This window comes from Mucilaginibacter rubeus (assembly GCF_003286415.2).
GTDB classification, from domain to species: Bacteria; Bacteroidota; Bacteroidia; order Sphingobacteriales; family Sphingobacteriaceae; genus Mucilaginibacter; species Mucilaginibacter rubeus_A.
Genome location: NZ_CP043450.1, coordinates 4,653,833 through 4,670,623, shown reverse-complemented (window position 1 = coordinate 4,670,623; position 16,791 = coordinate 4,653,833). Strand labels below are relative to the sequence as shown.

Below are 16,791 nucleotides of genomic sequence, written 5' to 3'. Positions count from 1 at the left end.
TGCAAATAAATGCAATGTTATGACAATAGATTTTACTGATACTTCATTTTAAAATGATACCTTTGCAGCCTCATTCCGAATCATGAGCGATCAGATTAAACATGAATGCGGTGTGGCATTTATCCGCTTACTAAAGCCACTATCTTATTATCAGAAAAAGTACGGAACTGCACTGTACGGCCTGAACAAACTTTACCTTTTAATGGAAAAACAGCACAACCGCGGCCAGGATGGCGCAGGTGTTGCTACCATTAAGCTGGATATTGAACCGGGCAAAAGATACATCAGCCGTCACCGTTCAATGGCTTCAAATGCTGTTGCTGATATTTTTGAATACATCCAAAAGAAATTTGCGGATATTCAGAAAGAAGCTCCCGAAAAACTGGCCGATGCCGAATGGCTTAAAGAACACGTTAGCTTTACCGGCGAGGTTTTGTTAGGGCACCTGCGTTATGGTACCCATGGCAAAAACAGCATTGAAAGCTGCCACCCGTTTTTAAGGCAAAATAACTGGATGACCCGTAACCTGGTTATTGCAGGCAACTTTAACATGACCAATGTTGATGAGTTATTGCAGCAGTTATATGCTTTAGGCCAGCATCCAAAAGAAAAAGCCGATACCGTTACCGTGCTCGAAAAAATAGGCCACTTTATTGATACCGAAAATCAAGGCTTGTTTGATCAGTACAAACGTGAGGGATTGGACGATAACAGGGAAATTAGCAAACTTATCGCTAATGATATGGATGTTGCCAAGATCCTTCGTAAATCGGCCAAAAACTGGGATGGCGGTTATACCATTGCCGGGATCCTTGGTCATGGCGATGCCTTTGTTATGCGCGACCCTGCTGGTATTCGTCCGGCTTATTATTATTATAATGACGAGATCGTTGTTGCTGCTTCTGAGCGTCCGGCTATCCAAACCGCCTTTAATATACCGATGGAACAGATCAGGGAAATTCGCCCTGGTCATGCCTTGATCGTTAAAAAGAACGGTAAGATAACTGAGGATATGTTCAGCGAGCCACAGGAAAGAAAAGCCTGCTCGTTCGAGCGGATTTACTTTTCGCGCGGCAGCGATGCGGCTATTTACCGTGAGCGTAAACAATTAGGTCGTTTGCTTTGTCCACAAATTCTGGATTTTGTTAATCACGATATCAAAAACACGGTATTCTCGTACATACCAAACACCGCCGAAGTTGCTTTTTACGGTATGGTTGAAGGTATGCACAAGTATGTGAAGAAATATCAGCATGAAGAATTAGTGAAGCTTGGAGCCGATATTACCGAAGAGAAGGTTGCCGAAATACTTCAGGTTGCGCCGCGTGTTGAAAAGATCGCCATTAAAGATGTTAAGCTCCGTACGTTCATTACACAAGATGCCGACCGTACCGAAATGGTAGCCCACGTGTATGATACAACTTATGGTCTCATCAAAAAAGGCACCGACACCTTAGTGGTATTGGATGATTCAATTGTTCGTGGTACTACGCTGAAACAAAGTATCCTGAAAATTCTTGACAGGCTCGGCCCTAAAAAGGTTGTTGTGGTTTCATCTGCTCCGCAGATCCGTTACCCAGACTGCTATGGTATCGATATGTCGCGCATGGGCGAGTTTGTTGCTTTTGAGGCAGCAATCAGCCTGTTGAAAGAAATGGACAGGGAAGATGTGATCCTGGATGTTTACCAAAAATGTAAAGACAGCCAGAAATTACCGAAAGAAGAAGTTCAAAACTACGTTAAAGAGATTTACGCGATGTTTACCGATCAGCAGATCTCTGACCGTATCGCCCAGATCATCACCCCTAAAAATGTGAACTGCGAAGTACAGGTAATTTATCAAACATTAGATAACCTGCACATCGCATGTCCTGATAACCTTGGCGACTGGTATTTCAGCGGTGATTATCCAACTCCAGGCGGTAACAAGGTTGTTAACCGCGCCTTTGTTAACTGGATGGAAGGTAAAAATCAAAGAGCTTATATGTAAAACCCCTTAACCCCCCTAAAGGGGTATTGATATACAAGGCGATGAATTTTTCATCGCCTTTTTTGTTTTAAACAATTTAATATCTAAGCGCGTCATTGCGAGGTACGAAGCAATCCCCTATTAGCAGATCTGCCCTGTAAAGTCGGGGATTGCTTCGTACCTCGCAATGACGATGCGGAGAAGTCTTTTCTTCCAAAAGAAATCAAGTATTAAGTAGGGATTCGATCTTATTTACGACAGCTGAATTATTATGACCCTGCCGGCGCTGCAAACACAAAGTGTGTAACCAGCTTATCAATCAACACTAACGAGGCGATAATAAGCGCGATACCGGCAACTTCATTTAACCGGTGAATAAATTTAACCGAAATGCGTGCCCGGAGTTTATTAGCGTAGAAAGCTTTGAGGGTATCCATACCGAATTGAATAATAAGTATGGTAAGAAACATGACAGCGATATGGAACGACCTGTGCGGCGTACCTACAAGGAAGGTTGTACTGGCGGCACCAATTACCACCGTCCAATGGAATAGGAGGGTAGGGTTGAAAATGCACATCAAAAAACCCTTGAGTACGTAACCAAAGCGGTCGGCACTTGAGGGGACTTTATTTTCGTAATTGATCTCGCTTTTTTTGAACATATAGTACAAGCCAAGCGCGAATAGTATGGCGCTGCCTACAACGCCGGCTATGACTTTGGTATGGTCGGATACATCGATATATTGCGAACCAAACAGGATTGCACCAACAAAAACCACATCGCTGCAAACTACACCAAGAGCAAGCGAAACACCGGCATGAAAGCCTTTTTCGATACTGGTTTTAATAAGCGCAAAAAAAACCGGGCCGGTTATAAACGTAAGTACTAATCCAAACCCGATACCCGAAACAATGGCTTTTATCATTAAGTTAAGCTTTGTTCTTTTTTGAACATTGCGAATATGCAATTTTATCAGTTAAACAACGAAACATAAAATTGTGATTTAATTTATTTAAAAAAGAGTGGAGACTTTTACCAAAATTGAATTATGTTTAGAGATTCAAAAATCAAATCAGTACAACCTACTTTAAAATGGAACAAAACAATGCTAAAAACTACGGTACAGCCCTGTATACGCTGATTACCGTGTTTTTTTTCTGGGGCTTTTTAGCGGCCTCCAACGGTATTTTTATACCCTTCTGTAAAGAGCACTTTCACCTCACCCAGTTCGAATCACAATTAATTGACTTTACCTTTTATGGTGGGTATTTCATTGGTTCACTGATACTTTATTTTGCATCTCAGGCAAGTAAGGTTGATATCATGAACAAGTTAGGTTACAAAAATGGTATCATTTTAGGCCTTATTATTTCGGCTGTTGGTGCTTTGGGTATGATCCCTGCTGTAGCTTCAGGTGCATTTGGCTTTATCCTGGCTGTTTTCTTCATTATAGCCGTTGGTTTTTCATTACAGCAAACAGCTGCAAACCCTTTTGTGGTTGCGTTGGGCCCGCCCGAAACCGGTTCAAACCGATTGAATTTTGCAGGTAGTATTAATAACATAGGTGCTTTATTGGGTCCTGTTGTAGTAGGCGTGGTATTATTTGGTTCGGCAACAGCTAAAACTGCAGCTGCCGATGTTAAAATTTCATCAATTAATAACCTGTATTATTTGTTAGCAGGTTTGTTCATTGCAGTTGCATTGTTCTTCTGGTTCTCAAACCTTCCAAAAGTTACCAGCGACGAAAAGATCGAGTCAAGCTCAAAAGCAAATACACCATTGCTGGTTATGTTTGTAGCGTTTTGTTTGATACTTGCTGCCGATCCTATCAGCAAGACTACCGGCGTACCAAGTCAGTATTTTGTGTATGCTTCGTTAGCAATAATCATTTTTACATTGGTAGGTACTATTTTCGCCGCCAAAAAGAACAAAGAAGGTTGGGGAGCTATGCAGTACCCACAGTTGATATTAGGAATGCTGGCCATATTTACTTACGTAGGTACCGAGGTAACTATTCAAAGTAACATGGGCGCTTTATTAAAAACCCCTGAATTTGGTTCTTTTGCCGAGTCTGATATCGCTCCTTATATTTCTTTATACTGGGGTAGTTTGATGATTGGCCGTTTTGCGGGTTCTATTGACGCTTTCAACCTTTCAAAATCGGTTAAATACATATTATATGTGTTAATTCCATTCCTTGCTTTTGGCATTGTTTTATTAGTGAATGCTGCCACTGGCGTTAATGTAAGCAACTTGTATGCTTATGCAATTTGTGTAGCTATCCTGGTAGTGGCTTTCTTCATCGGTCAGCAAAAGCCAACCCGTACATTATCGGTACTTGGATTGTTAGGTGTAGCGTTCATGCTTGCAGGTTTATTTACTACAGGTAAGGTTGCTACATTCGCATTCATCAGCGGTGGTTTATGCTGCTCTATCATGTGGCCATCAATTTTCTCATTAGCTATTACCGGTTTGGGTAAGTACACCAGCCAGGGATCTGCATTTTTAATTATGATGATCCTGGGTGGTTCAATTATTCCACCGCTACAAGGTAAAATTGCCGATGGTGCAACAGGTGTTATTCCGGGCGTGAGCGGTATCCACTTCTCATACATTGTACCTGTAATTGGCTTTGCATACCTTGCTTATTTTGCATGGAAAGTTAGCCGCGAGCTTCGCAGTCAGGGTATCGACCTTGACCACGTTGAAGTTAAAGGCGGACATTAATATTTAATCAGTCATTAGATCATTGGGTCATTAAGTCATTTTTAAATGAAGTAATGACCCAATGGCGTTTAATGATATAATGAATTAAACTATGAACCCCAGCTTTGATCATATTTTCATGAACCTGGCCAATGACCTTTCGTTGCGCTCACACTGCGTTAAAGCACACGTTGGAGCGGTTTTAACGCGCGATACCAGGATTATATCCATTGGTTATAACGGCCCCCCTGCAGGCACGCATAATTGCGATGAGGAATGGCCGGGAGTTGGGTGCGCACGCGATTCAAAGGGTAGTTGTTCGCTTGCCCTGCATGCCGAGGAAAATGCTATACTTTACGCTGTGAAAAACGGGGCCCGACTTGAAGGTGCTACGCTGTATACCACGCTATCGCCGTGTTTGCCATGTGCAAGGCTTATCTATTCGGCAGGAATAACGCATGTTTACTACGATAAATCGTATGCAGAATATAAAGGCCTGCCAAGCGATGAGGGGGTGGATTTTTTAAACAGGTTTGGCGTTAAGGCAGAGAAATTTAAACAGAACCATGATGCGCTTGATTAAAAGATTTCCTGATGTTGTTTGATATATCAGGAAATCCTCTAATCCTAAAAATCAAGGTTCAAATTACTCCGCAATAAATGGTTCTATATGGCTTATGGCAAACATAAGCTGCTCGTCCTGGCTCAGGTCGGTGTTATCTAATATAATAGCGTCTTCGGCGCGGGTAAGAGGGCTTTCCTCACGGGTTGTATCCTGGTAATCGCGGTGGGCAAGATTATCAAAAACTTCTTCTAAGGTGATGGTAGGGTTTGTTGGCAATAATTCCTTATAACGGCGTTCGGCGCGAATCTTCGGATCGGCTGTCATGAATAGCTTCACTTGTGCATCCGGGAACACTACCGTACCGATATCCCTGCCATCCATAATGATATTTTTTGAACGGCCTAAACGCTGTTGCTGTCTTACCATAGCTACGCGCACCTCTTTAATGGCAGCTACCGAACTAACTTTTTCGGCAACATGCATCTGACGGATCTCATCAGATACATCCTCTTCATTTAAAGTGATAAAGGTTTTATGATTTTGCGTATGAAAGTTAAGATGGATGTTATGTAAGGCTTCAGCTATCTGCGCATGGTTCTCCAGATCGATCTTATGTCTTAAAAAGTATAAAGTTACTGCACGGTACATGGCACCGCTATCTACATAAATGAAATGAAGCTCTTTTGCTAAAGCTTTTGCCAGGGTGCTTTTTCCGCACGATGAATAGCCGTCAATAGCTACTACGATATTGTTGTTCATAGAGCCGCTAAGTTAGCAAATAATCATTAAATGCCCTGCCGGAGCTAACGCAATTAGGCTTATTTTTGGGGATGAATTTTACCAAAGCCGATCTCCAGAAGGAAACAAGCTACAAAACATCAAGAAGCGGAGGAAAGGGCGGCCAGAACGTAAACAAGGTTTCGAGCAAGGTTGAACTGTTATTTTCGATAGCCTCATCTGCATTATTTACCGATGAAGAAAAGTTGCTGCTAACCGATAAGTTACAAAACAGGCTTAATAAAGATGGTTACGTGCAGGTGATATGCGATGAGGAGCGGAGCCAGTATCTCAATAAAGAAAAAGCAATTGAAAGATTAATATCATTGCTGACAAAAGCCCTCCAAAAGCCTAAAGTACGAAAGCCGACTAAAGTAAGTAAAGCCGCTAAAGCCGCGAGGTTGGATAATAAGAAAATGCAGTCGGCTAAGAAGGAGAATAGGAAAATTGATTTTAGAGAATAGTTTGAGGATTCACTAAAACTACGCCATTGCGAGCGAAGCGTGGCAATCGCATACTACACAGAGCGGCAATGTTTCCGTGCGATTGCTTCGTTCCTCGCAATGACATGGTGGTTGATGTAGCGCGTTTCTCCTAATCACTAATCTCCAACCTCTAATCTCTTTACTTAAACCTATAAAACCCGGTAATTGACCCCCATTGGTGCGAGCGGATCATTTCCTTGGCATCTTTGGTATGGAATACCGCAGCAATATCAAACGCGAAACGACTGGTGGTAAAAGCTACACCAACCTGCTGACTAAATATAAAAGGTTTTTTTTCTGATGTAACCTCCAAACTGTTAGGGTCATCATGTTTGCGGAACAGGCTGCCTTGTATAGTTGCGTCATAGCCAACTACATTGGCTAAAGGCTTATAATAGAAAAAGATCTCGTGTTTATGTAACAGTTTATCCTCGCCTCCGGTTGATACCGTACTTTGGGTACTGATGGAATTGAATAGTTGGTTAAAATTGCCTATACGTACCATTCCTCCGGCACCGGCACCGGTAAAACCATTGCCCAGGTTAGCATATGAACTAAATGTAAGGTCGATCCATGAAGCGCGGGCTAACAGCTTATTATACTCGGCCGAAAGGTTAAGCTCTACATCGTTTTTGATCTGGTATTGCCAGCCGTTAAGCTGATAAAAGCCAAACGTATTGTGGATAAGCTTTTGCACCGGTTCGCCGCCTGCAGCGGGGCCTACAACGCCCAATTGAGCGCCAAACTTCAGGTTGCTTTCGTTTTTATAAAGGAAGTTGAGTGTTGAACCTAAATAAGTATATGCGGCAAATGGCCTGTCTATATCAAATGGCCCGCGCACATAGCCCGATTGCGGGTTAAACATTTTTTGCCCCAATTCAAAGCCCAAAACTTTGTTTGCCAGGTCCTGATCAGTAGATTTAACCGGCAAAGCTTTGCGATAATAAAAGAAAATACCGTTGGTGTAATACCTGTCAGATCCCTGGGCAAGGAATGAATCATTATCAGATTGGATACCAAATTCGTGACCGCGGGTTTGTGCAAATAAACAGGTAGCGCTTAGCAGGCATACCAGTGTTAAAAATAGTTTATTGGGCATTGGGGTTTATATAGTATATGTGCGCTAATATATAAAAAACCCAATGCAAATAAAGTAGTTATCAATTTGTGTGTTTGAAATCGTATAACCGTATCAAACTTTTAAAATCCCCTCTTGAGAGTAATAGCCCATCAAAAGACAGTCAGAAGTTTTTAAGAGTGCGCGCTGTGCGATTCCCTCCCCTGGGAGGGTGTAGGGAGGGGTTTCATCGACAGGCTTATCCGCTAAATGCCGTATAAACCCCTCCCTGCCAACTCGCGATCCTAACGCACCCCTCCCAAGGGAGGGAATTGTCAACCCATGGGCTATTACTCTCGAGAGAGGGGAATCGCCCTTTTTCATTCGATTTAAAATAAAAAAGCTTCACAGCATGCTGCGAAGCTTTTTTATTTGGTAAGTAAACTGTTTAATTAATCACAGTTTTTTCATCTTCTTTAACGGTAAGATCTATCGGTTTTTTAACTTTTTCGTTAAGTAAAGCAAGGGTTATCACATCCTTCATGTCAGTAACATAGTGGAAATTAAGGTCTTTTATATAATCTTCTTTAATTTCCAGGATATCCTTTTGGTTTGATTTACACAGGATGATCTCCTTGATATTGGCACGTTTGGCAGCCAGGATCTTCTCCTTAATACCACCTACCGGTAACACACGGCCACGTAATGTGATCTCGCCGGTCATGGCCAGATTAGGTTTTACTTTACGCTGCGTAAATGCCGATACCAACGCCGTAAGCATGGTAACACCAGCCGATGGGCCATCTTTAGGGGTAGCGCCTGCGGGTACGTGCACGTGTACATCCCATTGATCAAACAGCTTCGGGTTGATATCAAAATCGGCAGCATGGGCCCGCAAATAGGCGAGTGCAATTGTTACCGACTCTTTCATAACATCACCAAGGCTGCCTGTTAGCGTTAAGCGGCCTTTTCCGGGACTTAAGCTTGCTTCTATGAACAAAATATCGCCACCAACCGAAGTCCAGGCCAGGCCTGTTACAACACCTGCCACGTCATTGCCCTCATAAAGGTCTTTATCAAAAATAGGAGCCCCTAAAATCCTCTCGATGTCTTTTTTGCTTACAACGCTGTTGTAAGGCTCTTCCATGGCGATGCTCTTGGCTACACCACGAACAACCGAACCTATTTTTTTCTCCAGTGAGCGCACGCCCGATTCGCGGGTGTAATCAACTACTACTTTTTCAAGTACATCGGCCTTAAGGCTAACATCTTTTATTTTTAAGCCATGGGCCTCTCGCTGTTTTGGTACGAGGTGCTGTTTGGCTATTTCAATTTTTTCTTCAATGGTATAACCATTCACCTCAATGATCTCCATCCTGTCTAACAAAGCAGGCTGAATAGTACTCAGAGAGTTCGCGGTAGCAATGAACATAACGTTCGACAGGTCGTAATCCATCTCAACATAATGGTCAGAAAAAGTACCGTTTTGCTCAGGGTCAAGCACCTCAAGCAGGGCTGATGAAGGATCTCCCCTAAAATCGTTACCTACTTTATCTATCTCATCCAGAATAAACACCGGGTTTGATGCGCCCGCTTTTTTTATCGACTGAATAATACGGCCCGGCATAGCACCAATATAAGTTTTACGGTGACCGCGAATCTCCGCTTCGTCACGGATGCCGCCTAATGCCATACGCACATATTTACGGCCCAAAGCTTTGGCTATTGACTTACCTAACGATGTTTTACCAACTCCCGGAGGGCCCACCAAACAAAGGATAGGGGCTTTCATGTCATGCTTTAACTTAAGCACAGCCAGGTATTCGATAATGCGCTGTTTTACTTTATCTAAGCCAAAGTGGTCTTTATCCAGGATCCTTTGCGCACGTTTAAGGTCAAAATTGTCTTTGGTGAACTCGTTCCATGGCAAATCAAGTAATAGTTCAAGATAGTTGATCTGTACCGAGTAATCGGCCGCGGCCGGGTTGGTACGCGCCAGTTTTTCAAGCTCTTTATTAAAGTGATCTTTAACTTCTTTAGCCCATTTCTTTTTACCTGCACGCTGGCGCAGGCTCTCAATTTCCAAATCGGGGGTGTTGCCACCCAGTTCTTCCTGTATGGTTTTAAGCTGCTGGTTCAGGAAGTAGTCTCGCTGCTGCTTATCCAGGTCAACGCGCACCTTGGTTTGGATCTGGTTTTTCAGTTCCAACATCTGCAGGTCAAGTGTCAGGTGCTCCAATACAAGGTTGGCACGTTCGCGCAGGTTAGCAATTTCAAGCAGGTGCTGCTTGGCACTCATATCAGCATTCATGTTTGATGATATGAAGTTGATCAGGAAAGAAGTGCTCTCGATATTACGGATAGCGATACCCGCTTCGCTCGGGATGTTTGGCGAAAGCTGGATAATGTTCATGGCCATATCCTTAATGGATGATACCATGGCTTTAAACTCCTTATCTTCCTTGCCTTTTATTTCATGGAAGGGCTCAACTGTAGCTTTTATATAGGGTTCGCTTTGTACTTCTTCTTTTAAATAAAAACGTTTTTTACCCTGGATGATAACGGTAGTGTTACCATCAGGCATCTGCAACATTTTTATGATGAGTGCTATGGTGCCAACTTTATTAAGCTGATTAAAGGTAGGGTCTTCAATACCCACATCCTGTTGCGAAACCACCCCAATCATGCGACTGCCTTTATTGGCATCGCGGATTAGTTTTATTGATTTATCCCTGCCAACCGTAATTGGGATAACAACACCCGGAAAAAGAACGGTATTGCGCAAGGGTAAAATAGGCATTACATCGGGAAGCTCCTCATTATTCATCTCCTCCTCATCTTCCGATGACATTAACGGGAAAAATTCTGAATCCTCATTTATAACCGGTAAAGCATTTTTAAAATCAAACGGATCGAAATTCATTAATTATATTTTATAGAATAAAACGCCATGTTGTCAGCCTGCAAAACGACAATTACGCCAATTACAGGTTATTGCGCGATTATGAATCGCACCTGTGTATGGTTCAAGAGCTGTGCCAAGTTACGCCGATTACCAGCAACAAATAATTCGTTGATTTAACGTATTGGTTATATGTTTGTTACAAATTTATGGCAAGTATTGTAAATAAATAAGATTTTATTGGTAAAGATGAAAAAAAGTCATAGTATCGCTGTTCACAATTTTATGCACATGTGAAATTTATTTTCACAAAACTGCCATATTGCATAATATTTTGATGTATTGATAGTTAATATAATACCATTTTTGTTTTACCAGTAATCCGTTTAATGAAGTTATCAGTTATCCTGCCCCTTCTGATCATGTCTTCGCTTGAGTCGGCTATGGCACAAAACGCTTACGTGCGTCTTGGCCAGCAGGCACTTATGGATGGCGATTTCCGTTCGGCGGTATCGCACCTGGAAAAGGCATGCATAACTGATTCAACAAATGCCAATGCTATGTGGATGCTGGGGTATTCCTATTATCATAGCGATAACTATAAAAAATCGATACTGGCATACACCAAGGTAATTGCTGTAAAACCTGCCGATGCTACTGCGTATTATTACAGGGCCAGGGCAAAAAGCTATCTTGGCAGAGATAACCAGGCATCGCCGGCTGATAAGGAATTATATCTGTTAGGAGCAATAGTTGACCTTACCAAAGCTATCTCAATCAACAGCGATTTAAAAGATAATAAATACTACCAAAACCGGGGTATAGCCTACCGTGAATACGGCGTATTTAAACTGCAATCGACTTCGCGTTTTTTTGACAAGGCGAGGGGTATAAACTCGTTGAAGGCTTCCATTGCCGATCTGGAAAAAGTACTTGCCGATAATCCAAGCCGTATGGATATCGCCGCTTTGATTGATCAATCAAAAGAGAAACTTATCCAGGCCACTACCGGCGGCAGTACATTAGTGAAACAGCACTAAATTTTATAAAACTTTTCTTTTTACCTTTTGGGTAAAGTCCCCTGCACTTTATAGTCATTACGTCCCATCAGTTTTACATGCTGTGTTTTCTGGATCATGTAAAGCGAATCGGGAAAATAACTCAACTTTTCGTTGGTTTCGTACAGTAGGTTTTTGGTGTGGTTGTAAATCAGGATCCATTCCACTTTATCGCCTGCTTTTTTAATGATAATACGACGGGTTTTTAACTCCGGTGTACGGGCCCTGTAAACGATAGCGCTATCGCTGGTGCTAACAATGTAACTGTTTTTCCAGGCAGGACGGTTAATGTCCGACTGGATAAATAAATTGAGCTCCTGGTTCCAGTTGCCAATGTGTACCGTTTTAGTTTCGGTAACGCCATTGTGGGTAACTGTTTTAACAACAGCGGGATTTAACTTAGTAAGCCGTGCAGAGTCGGCCCTGAAAAATTCTTTCAGATCGAAATAAGCCAGTTTAGCACCGCTTTGCTTGTTATCGGGCCTGCAGGAATATAAAGTTGCTATTAATAACAAAAAGCCGCCCATGAGGGCGGCTTTGCTTATGTTTTTTGGATTATACCAATACATTACCAGTCATTTCGGGAGGTATGGCAACACCTAATATGTTTAATATTGTTGGCGCCACATCGCCCAGTTTTCCGTCTTTTACTTCTTTTACGTCTTTATCAATCACAATACATGGTACCAGGTTGGTAGTGTGTGCTGTGTTTGGCGAACCGTCTTCGTTAATCATGTAATCGGCATTACCATGGTCGGCCAGGATAATGAACGAGTAGCCATTGGCTAAACCAGCCTCAACAACGGCTTTGGTGCAGCTATCGGCAGTTTCGGCAGCTTTAACTACCGCGCTGAATACACCGGTATGGCCAACCATATCAGTATTGGCAAAGTTAAGGCAAACAAAATCAGGCCAGCCTGTTTCCAATTCAGGGATGATGGCATCGCGGATACCAGCAGCATTCATCTCAGGTTGCAGATCATAAGTTGCAACTTTTGGAGATGGCGCTAATAACCTTTTTTCGTTTTCAAATTCTTTTTCGCGGCCACCCGAGAAGAAGAACGTTACGTGAGGATATTTTTCAGTTTCTGCTATCCTGATCTGGGTTTTTCCGGCATTTTGCAGGATCTCGCCCAGGGTTTTGGTCAGATCTTCTTTGTTGAAAACAACCTGAACATTTTTAAATGTTTCATCATATGGGGTCATGGTGATGTAACGGACAGACAGCGGGTGCATGTTGTACTCTGGGAACGATTTCTGGGTAAGCGCAATGCTGATCTCGCGGCCCCTGTCTGTACGGAAGTTGAAGCAGATCACCACGTCGCCATCTTTAATAACAGCTAATGGATTTCCTTCAGCATCTGTAGCAACTATTGGTTTTACAAACTCGTCGGTAACATCTTCAAGGTATGAATGCTTGATGAGGTCGGTAACATTTTGAGTTGGCGTACCAATGCCATTCACCATCAGGTCGTAAGCCAGTTTCACGCGTTCCCAGCGGTTATCGCGATCCATGGCATAATACCTGCCAATTGCAGAAGCAATTTTAGCGCCGGTACCGGCAATGTGCTCTTCAAGATCGGTAATAAAGCCAAGTCCTGATTTAGGGTCGGTATCACGGCCATCCAAAAACGCGTGGATATATACGTTGTTAACATCCAGTTGTTTGGCAGCATCGCAAAGGCCTTTTACGTGCCTGATATGTGAGTGAACACCACCATCAGATACTAAGCCAATGAAGTGTACATCTTTATTGTTTTGTTTAGCGTATTCAAAGGCATCTTTCAATACCGGGATGGTTGGCAGTTCATTATCATCAACTGCTTTATGAATACGGCCAAGTTCCTGGTAAACCACGCGACCAGCACCAAGGTTCATGTGGCCAACTTCAGAGTTGCCCATTTGCCCGGCAGGTAAACCTACTGCTGTTCCTGAAGCTTCAAGTTTTGAATTTGGATATTGTTCAATCAGGCTATCAAAAAAAGGAGTTTTAGCTGCTATTATAGCGTTTGATTGATCATTACGGCCGTAACCCCAGCCATCAAGTATTATTAATGCGAGTTTTTTTTTGTTTTCCACAATGCAAATATAAAGGCAACGGGGTACTTTATATATAATTTTTTAATTTAGGTTAGCGGTCTGAAATAAAAGTGCCACTTCCGTGTTAGTATGTAGTATACAAGGTTTTGAAATACCATTTTATCTTACATGAAAAACAACTAAACAGTTAGTGGCCCTTTGTAACTTTAACACCTATTAGTACGTTATTATAGTATGAAATTGAAATACTTGCCATCGTTAGTTTTGTTGTTGCTGATCCCATATGCTTCGTCGTATGCTGATGTGATAGATAACGTGGCTAATCTTTTAAAAGCCGGTAATACCAAAGAACTTTCCAAACTATTTGCCAACAATGTAGAGATAACCATCATGGAAGATGAGAATGTTTACTCTCAAACCCAGGCAGCGGTAATACTGGATAAGTTTTTCGCCAAGAATAAACCTCAGGGCATCAAATTGCTGCATAAAGTAAACTCAGGCGGTAATTACCATTTTGGAGTATATATTTTAAATACAGACAAAGGTGAGTTCCGCGTTGCAATAACCCTTAAAGACGCAGGCAAAAGCACCAATGTTGTTGAGTTGAAAATTGAAGATGAAAAGGTGAAGTGATCTGTAGTTCATGGATCATAGTTAATGGTTCATGGCACCTGTTTGAGCCGAATAGTTTTCATAGTCAGTGATTTGCCATGAACTATGAACAATGAACCATTATCTTTACCGTAATCAAACCCCCGCATTTGAAAATTGTTGTTACTTTTGACACTATAAAAAGTACACAATTGGATAAGGAACTAATACATCAGTTTATAAATAATGCTTTAAGTGAGGATGTTGGCGATGGCGACCATACTTCACTTTCAACTATCCCTGCCGACGCTACCGGCAAAGCAAAACTTTTAGTTAAGGACGATGGAATACTGGCCGGTGTTGAGCTGGCTGCCGAAATATTTCATGTGGTTGATCCAAACCTTAAAATAAACGTTTTTTTGCAGGACGGCGTTCCTGTAAAATATGGCGACGTGGCTTTTGAGGTTGAAGGTAGTTCGCGCAGTATTTTAACTGCCGAGCGTTTGGTACTGAATTGTATGCAGCGCATGTCGGGAATTGCTACAAAAACCCGGCAGATTGTCGACCTGCTGAAAGGCACTAACACCAAAGTTTTAGATACCCGTAAAACTACTCCGGGGCTTCGCTACCTGGAGAAATGGGCAGTGCGTATAGGCGGCGGCGTAAACCACAGGTTTGGTTTGTATGATATGATCCTGATCAAGGATAACCATGTTGATTACGCCGGCGGAATAAGACAAGCCATTGAAAGCGCTAACCAATACCTCACTGATAACGGAAAAAAACTGGCTATAGAAATTGAGGTTCGCAACCTTGATGAACTGGAGCAGGTTTTACAAATCGGTAACGTAAACCGCATTTTGATAGATAATTTCAATTTCGATAACCTGCGCCAGGCGGTAGCCATGAACAAAGGGCGTTTTATTACCGAAGCTTCGGGCGGAATTACCATTGATAACATCCGCCAGTATGCCGATTGTGGCGTTGATTATATTTCGGTAGGCGCGCTTACTCATTCTGTTAAAAGCCTTGACCTTAGTCTTAAAGCTGTAAAATAGGGGTAGTTAAACAACAGATAACATATTGTTAAACAAAGTTTAGTGGTAAAAGCGCTGAGATTAAAACGCTTTTACCGCTTCAATTTTGTAATATTGCAGGAGAATGATAACCGTTTACTCTGTTACAGCACTCATAATGGCTTATCTGTGCGGCTCGATACCTACGGCTGTTTGGATAGGTATGGCCTTTTACAAAGTGGATGTACGCGAGTACGGAAGCGGTAATGCCGGTGCTACAAATACTTTTCGTGTTCTTGGTAAAAAAGCAGGTATCCCTGTGATGCTGCTTGATATATTTAAAGGCTGGGCAGCTACCAACTTCGCTTATTTTATTGGCGCGTCTGCCACAGGCGCCATCAACTCAACCGCATATACCAACTATGAGCTTGCTTTGGGCATAGCCGCGGTTATGGGCCACCTGTTCCCGATCTTTGCAGGTTTCAGAGGGGGGAAAGGTGTAGCAACCTTGTTTGGAATGATTTTGGCTATACATTTTCATGCCGCTTTGTTATGCATAATTGTTTTTATAACGGTGTTATTGATTTCAAAGTACGTGTCGCTTAGCTCAATTGCAGCAGCCTTTACTTATCCTATTGGCGTTACATTTGTTTTTCCGACGCCTATCCGGTCGATAGTGATTTATGGCATGTGCATTTGTGTACTTGTGTTGGTAACGCACCAAAAAAACATTGAACGCTTAATAAGAGGCAAAGAATCAAAAGTCAATTTTTTTAAAAAGAAAGCAACTGCCTGATCATTATGAAAAAATTTAAACCTGCATTAGTCCTGATAGCCATCATGGCTGTCTTTTCATGTTCAACCGTGCCGCTTACCGGCCGTAAACAATTAAGTCTTGTTGGTGATGCCGAAGTAAACCAATCGGCGGCGGCAAGCTACAAACAACTCCTTACAGATCCTAAAACCAAAGTTGTTGCCAGTGGTAATGACGCGCAGCGCGTTAAGGTTATTGGTAACAGGCTGGCAGCCGCAATTGAAAAATATCTTAAAGAAAATGGCTACGGCGATCAGTATAGCTTTCAGTGGGAGTTTAACCTGATCCAGAGCAGCGAGGTTAATGCCTGGTGTATGCCTGGTGGCAAGGTTGCTGTTTACAGCGGCTTATTACCTGTTGCTAATACCGATGCTTACCTTGCAGTAGTTATGGGGCATGAGATTGGTCACGCCATCGCTCGCCACTCGGCCGAGCGTATTTCACAGGAAATGCTGGTGCAGGGCGGCGGACAATTGGTTGGCGCTGCAACAAGTCAGCAATCACAAGCTACACAAACGGCAATCAGCACTTTGTATGGCGTAGGGAGCCAGTTGAAGTTGTTGGCTTATTCCCGTAAACAAGAGTCAGAGGCCGACCGTTTAGGTTTAACTTTTATGGCTATGGCCGGTTATGATCCGCATAATGCCATTGCTTTTTGGCAACGTATGGCAGCTCAAAACAAAGGCGGCGCTCAACCCGAATTTTTGAGCACCCACCCGGCTGATGCTACCCGTATTGCCGATATCCAGAACCTCATACCTGAGGCCATGAAATATTATAAAAACTAATTACCTCATTACAATAAATCCT

The 16,791-nt window shown here is 42.5% G+C and carries 15 protein-coding genes; 9 read left to right on the top strand and 6 right to left on the bottom strand.

The genetic code is table 11. The features are described 5' to 3' along the window. Positions 1-82 precede the first annotated feature (82 nt). Entirely contained in the window at positions 83-1,990 is a 1,908-nt protein-coding gene (locus DEO27_RS18320; RefSeq protein ID WP_112567153.1) for a class II glutamine amidotransferase, read from the top strand. 248 nt (positions 1,991-2,238) lie between these two features. Here DEO27_RS18320 and DEO27_RS18315 read toward each other — a convergent pair whose 3' ends face one another. Further along, positions 2,239-2,895: a LysE family translocator gene (locus DEO27_RS18315; RefSeq protein WP_110587194.1), complete on the bottom strand. Its 657-nt coding sequence runs from the start codon at positions 2,893-2,895 to the stop codon at positions 2,239-2,241. A gap of 167 nt (positions 2,896-3,062) precedes the next feature. On the opposite strand from DEO27_RS18315, the gene DEO27_RS18310 reads away from it, so the two are divergent. Both DEO27_RS18310 and DEO27_RS18305 read left to right on the top strand, forming a co-directional pair. Then, on the top strand, positions 3,063-4,697 hold the full coding sequence (locus tag DEO27_RS18310; RefSeq protein WP_112567156.1) for an MFS transporter: 1,635 nt from the start codon (positions 3,063-3,065) through the stop codon (positions 4,695-4,697). Between the two features lie 91 nt (positions 4,698-4,788). Beyond that, a complete protein-coding gene (locus tag DEO27_RS18305; RefSeq protein ID WP_112567159.1) occupies positions 4,789-5,259 on the top strand; it encodes a deoxycytidylate deaminase in 471 nt (156 codons plus the stop codon). 63 nt (positions 5,260-5,322) lie between these two features. Here the strand turns inward: DEO27_RS18305 and cmk are convergent, their stop codons facing one another. Continuing rightward, entirely contained in the window at positions 5,323-6,000 is a 678-nt protein-coding gene (gene cmk / locus DEO27_RS18300; RefSeq protein WP_112567162.1) for a (d)CMP kinase, read from the bottom strand. Between the two features lie 71 nt (positions 6,001-6,071). Here cmk and arfB point away from each other — a divergent pair, with 71 nt between their 5' ends. After that, positions 6,072-6,482 (top strand): alternative ribosome rescue aminoacyl-tRNA hydrolase ArfB, encoded by a 411-nt coding sequence (gene arfB, locus DEO27_RS18295; protein ID WP_112567165.1) that lies wholly within the window; start codon positions 6,072-6,074, stop codon positions 6,480-6,482. Positions 6,483-6,642: 160 nt separating this feature from the next. On the opposite strand, the gene DEO27_RS18290 is transcribed toward arfB, so the two are convergent. After that, positions 6,643-7,602 carry a lipid A deacylase LpxR family protein gene (locus tag DEO27_RS18290; protein ID WP_112567168.1) on the bottom strand — a complete coding sequence of 320 codons (960 nt, stop codon included), beginning with the start codon at positions 7,600-7,602 and terminating at the stop codon, positions 6,643-6,645. Between the two features lie 406 nt (positions 7,603-8,008). Then, positions 8,009-10,483, bottom strand: coding sequence for an endopeptidase La (lon, locus tag DEO27_RS18285; protein ID WP_112567174.1), 2,475 nt, complete (start codon positions 10,481-10,483; stop codon positions 8,009-8,011). A 368-nt stretch (positions 10,484-10,851) separates the two neighbouring features. Between lon and DEO27_RS18280 the strand changes: the two genes are divergently transcribed. Continuing rightward, positions 10,852-11,502, top strand: a complete 651-nt coding sequence (locus DEO27_RS18280) for a tetratricopeptide repeat protein (RefSeq protein ID WP_112567177.1) — start codon at positions 10,852-10,854, stop codon at positions 11,500-11,502. A gap of 20 nt (positions 11,503-11,522) precedes the next feature. On the opposite strand, the gene DEO27_RS18275 is transcribed toward DEO27_RS18280, so the two are convergent. Together DEO27_RS18275 and gpmI are read right to left on the bottom strand one after the other, a co-directional pair. Next, positions 11,523-12,089, bottom strand: coding sequence for a hypothetical protein (locus DEO27_RS18275; RefSeq protein ID WP_112567180.1), 567 nt, complete (start codon positions 12,087-12,089; stop codon positions 11,523-11,525). Beyond that, positions 12,076-13,599, bottom strand: a complete 1,524-nt coding sequence (gene gpmI, locus DEO27_RS18270) for a 2,3-bisphosphoglycerate-independent phosphoglycerate mutase (RefSeq protein ID WP_112567183.1) — start codon at positions 13,597-13,599, stop codon at positions 12,076-12,078. Before gpmI ends, DEO27_RS18275 begins: the two co-directional genes overlap by 14 nt. Positions 13,600-13,794: 195 nt before the next feature. On the opposite strand from gpmI, the gene DEO27_RS18265 reads away from it, so the two are divergent. The 4 genes from DEO27_RS18265 (at position 13,795) to DEO27_RS18250 (ending at position 16,769) form a co-directional block, all read left to right on the top strand. Then, positions 13,795-14,193 (top strand): DUF4783 domain-containing protein, encoded by a 399-nt coding sequence (locus DEO27_RS18265; RefSeq protein ID WP_112567186.1) that lies wholly within the window; start codon positions 13,795-13,797, stop codon positions 14,191-14,193. A 170-nt stretch (positions 14,194-14,363) separates the two neighbouring features. Next, a complete protein-coding gene (nadC, locus tag DEO27_RS18260) occupies positions 14,364-15,209 on the top strand; it encodes a carboxylating nicotinate-nucleotide diphosphorylase (protein ID WP_112568107.1) in 846 nt (281 codons plus the stop codon). A gap of 103 nt (positions 15,210-15,312) precedes the next feature. Further along, positions 15,313-15,963 (top strand): glycerol-3-phosphate 1-O-acyltransferase PlsY, encoded by a 651-nt coding sequence (gene plsY, locus DEO27_RS18255; protein ID WP_112567189.1) that lies wholly within the window; start codon positions 15,313-15,315, stop codon positions 15,961-15,963. 5 nt (positions 15,964-15,968) lie between these two features. Next, the gene (locus tag DEO27_RS18250) at positions 15,969-16,769 is read left to right on the top strand and encodes a M48 family metallopeptidase (RefSeq protein WP_112567192.1); all 801 of its coding nucleotides are present in this window, start codon (positions 15,969-15,971) and stop codon (positions 16,767-16,769) included. The last annotated feature ends 22 nt before the right edge of the window (positions 16,770-16,791 follow it).

Excerpts from the sequence above, each read along its gene's own strand:
- arfB (WP_112567165.1), top strand. The coding sequence starts at position 6,072 with ATGAATTTTACCAAAGCCGATCTCCAGAAGGAAACAAGCTACAAAACA.
- DEO27_RS18280 (WP_112567177.1), top strand. The coding sequence starts at position 10,852 with ATGAAGTTATCAGTTATCCTGCCCCTTCTGATCATGTCTTCGCTTGAG.
- cmk (WP_112567162.1), bottom strand. The coding sequence starts at position 6,000 with ATGAACAACAATATCGTAGTAGCTATTGACGGCTATTCATCGTGCGGA.
- plsY (WP_112567189.1), top strand. The coding sequence starts at position 15,313 with ATGATAACCGTTTACTCTGTTACAGCACTCATAATGGCTTATCTGTGC.
- DEO27_RS18265 (WP_112567186.1), top strand. The coding sequence starts at position 13,795 with ATGAAATTGAAATACTTGCCATCGTTAGTTTTGTTGTTGCTGATCCCA.
- DEO27_RS18320 (WP_112567153.1), top strand. The coding sequence starts at position 83 with ATGAGCGATCAGATTAAACATGAATGCGGTGTGGCATTTATCCGCTTA.
- lon (WP_112567174.1), bottom strand. The coding sequence starts at position 10,483 with ATGAATTTCGATCCGTTTGATTTTAAAAATGCTTTACCGGTTATAAAT.
- DEO27_RS18305 (WP_112567159.1), top strand. The coding sequence starts at position 4,789 with ATGAACCCCAGCTTTGATCATATTTTCATGAACCTGGCCAATGACCTT.
- DEO27_RS18275 (WP_112567180.1), bottom strand. The coding sequence starts at position 12,089 with ATGTATTGGTATAATCCAAAAAACATAAGCAAAGCCGCCCTCATGGGC.
- DEO27_RS18310 (WP_112567156.1), top strand. The coding sequence starts at position 3,063 with ATGGAACAAAACAATGCTAAAAACTACGGTACAGCCCTGTATACGCTG.
- DEO27_RS18290 (WP_112567168.1), bottom strand. The coding sequence starts at position 7,602 with ATGCCCAATAAACTATTTTTAACACTGGTATGCCTGCTAAGCGCTACC.
- DEO27_RS18315 (WP_110587194.1), bottom strand. The coding sequence starts at position 2,895 with ATGATAAAAGCCATTGTTTCGGGTATCGGGTTTGGATTAGTACTTACG.
- DEO27_RS18250 (WP_112567192.1), top strand. The coding sequence starts at position 15,969 with ATGAAAAAATTTAAACCTGCATTAGTCCTGATAGCCATCATGGCTGTC.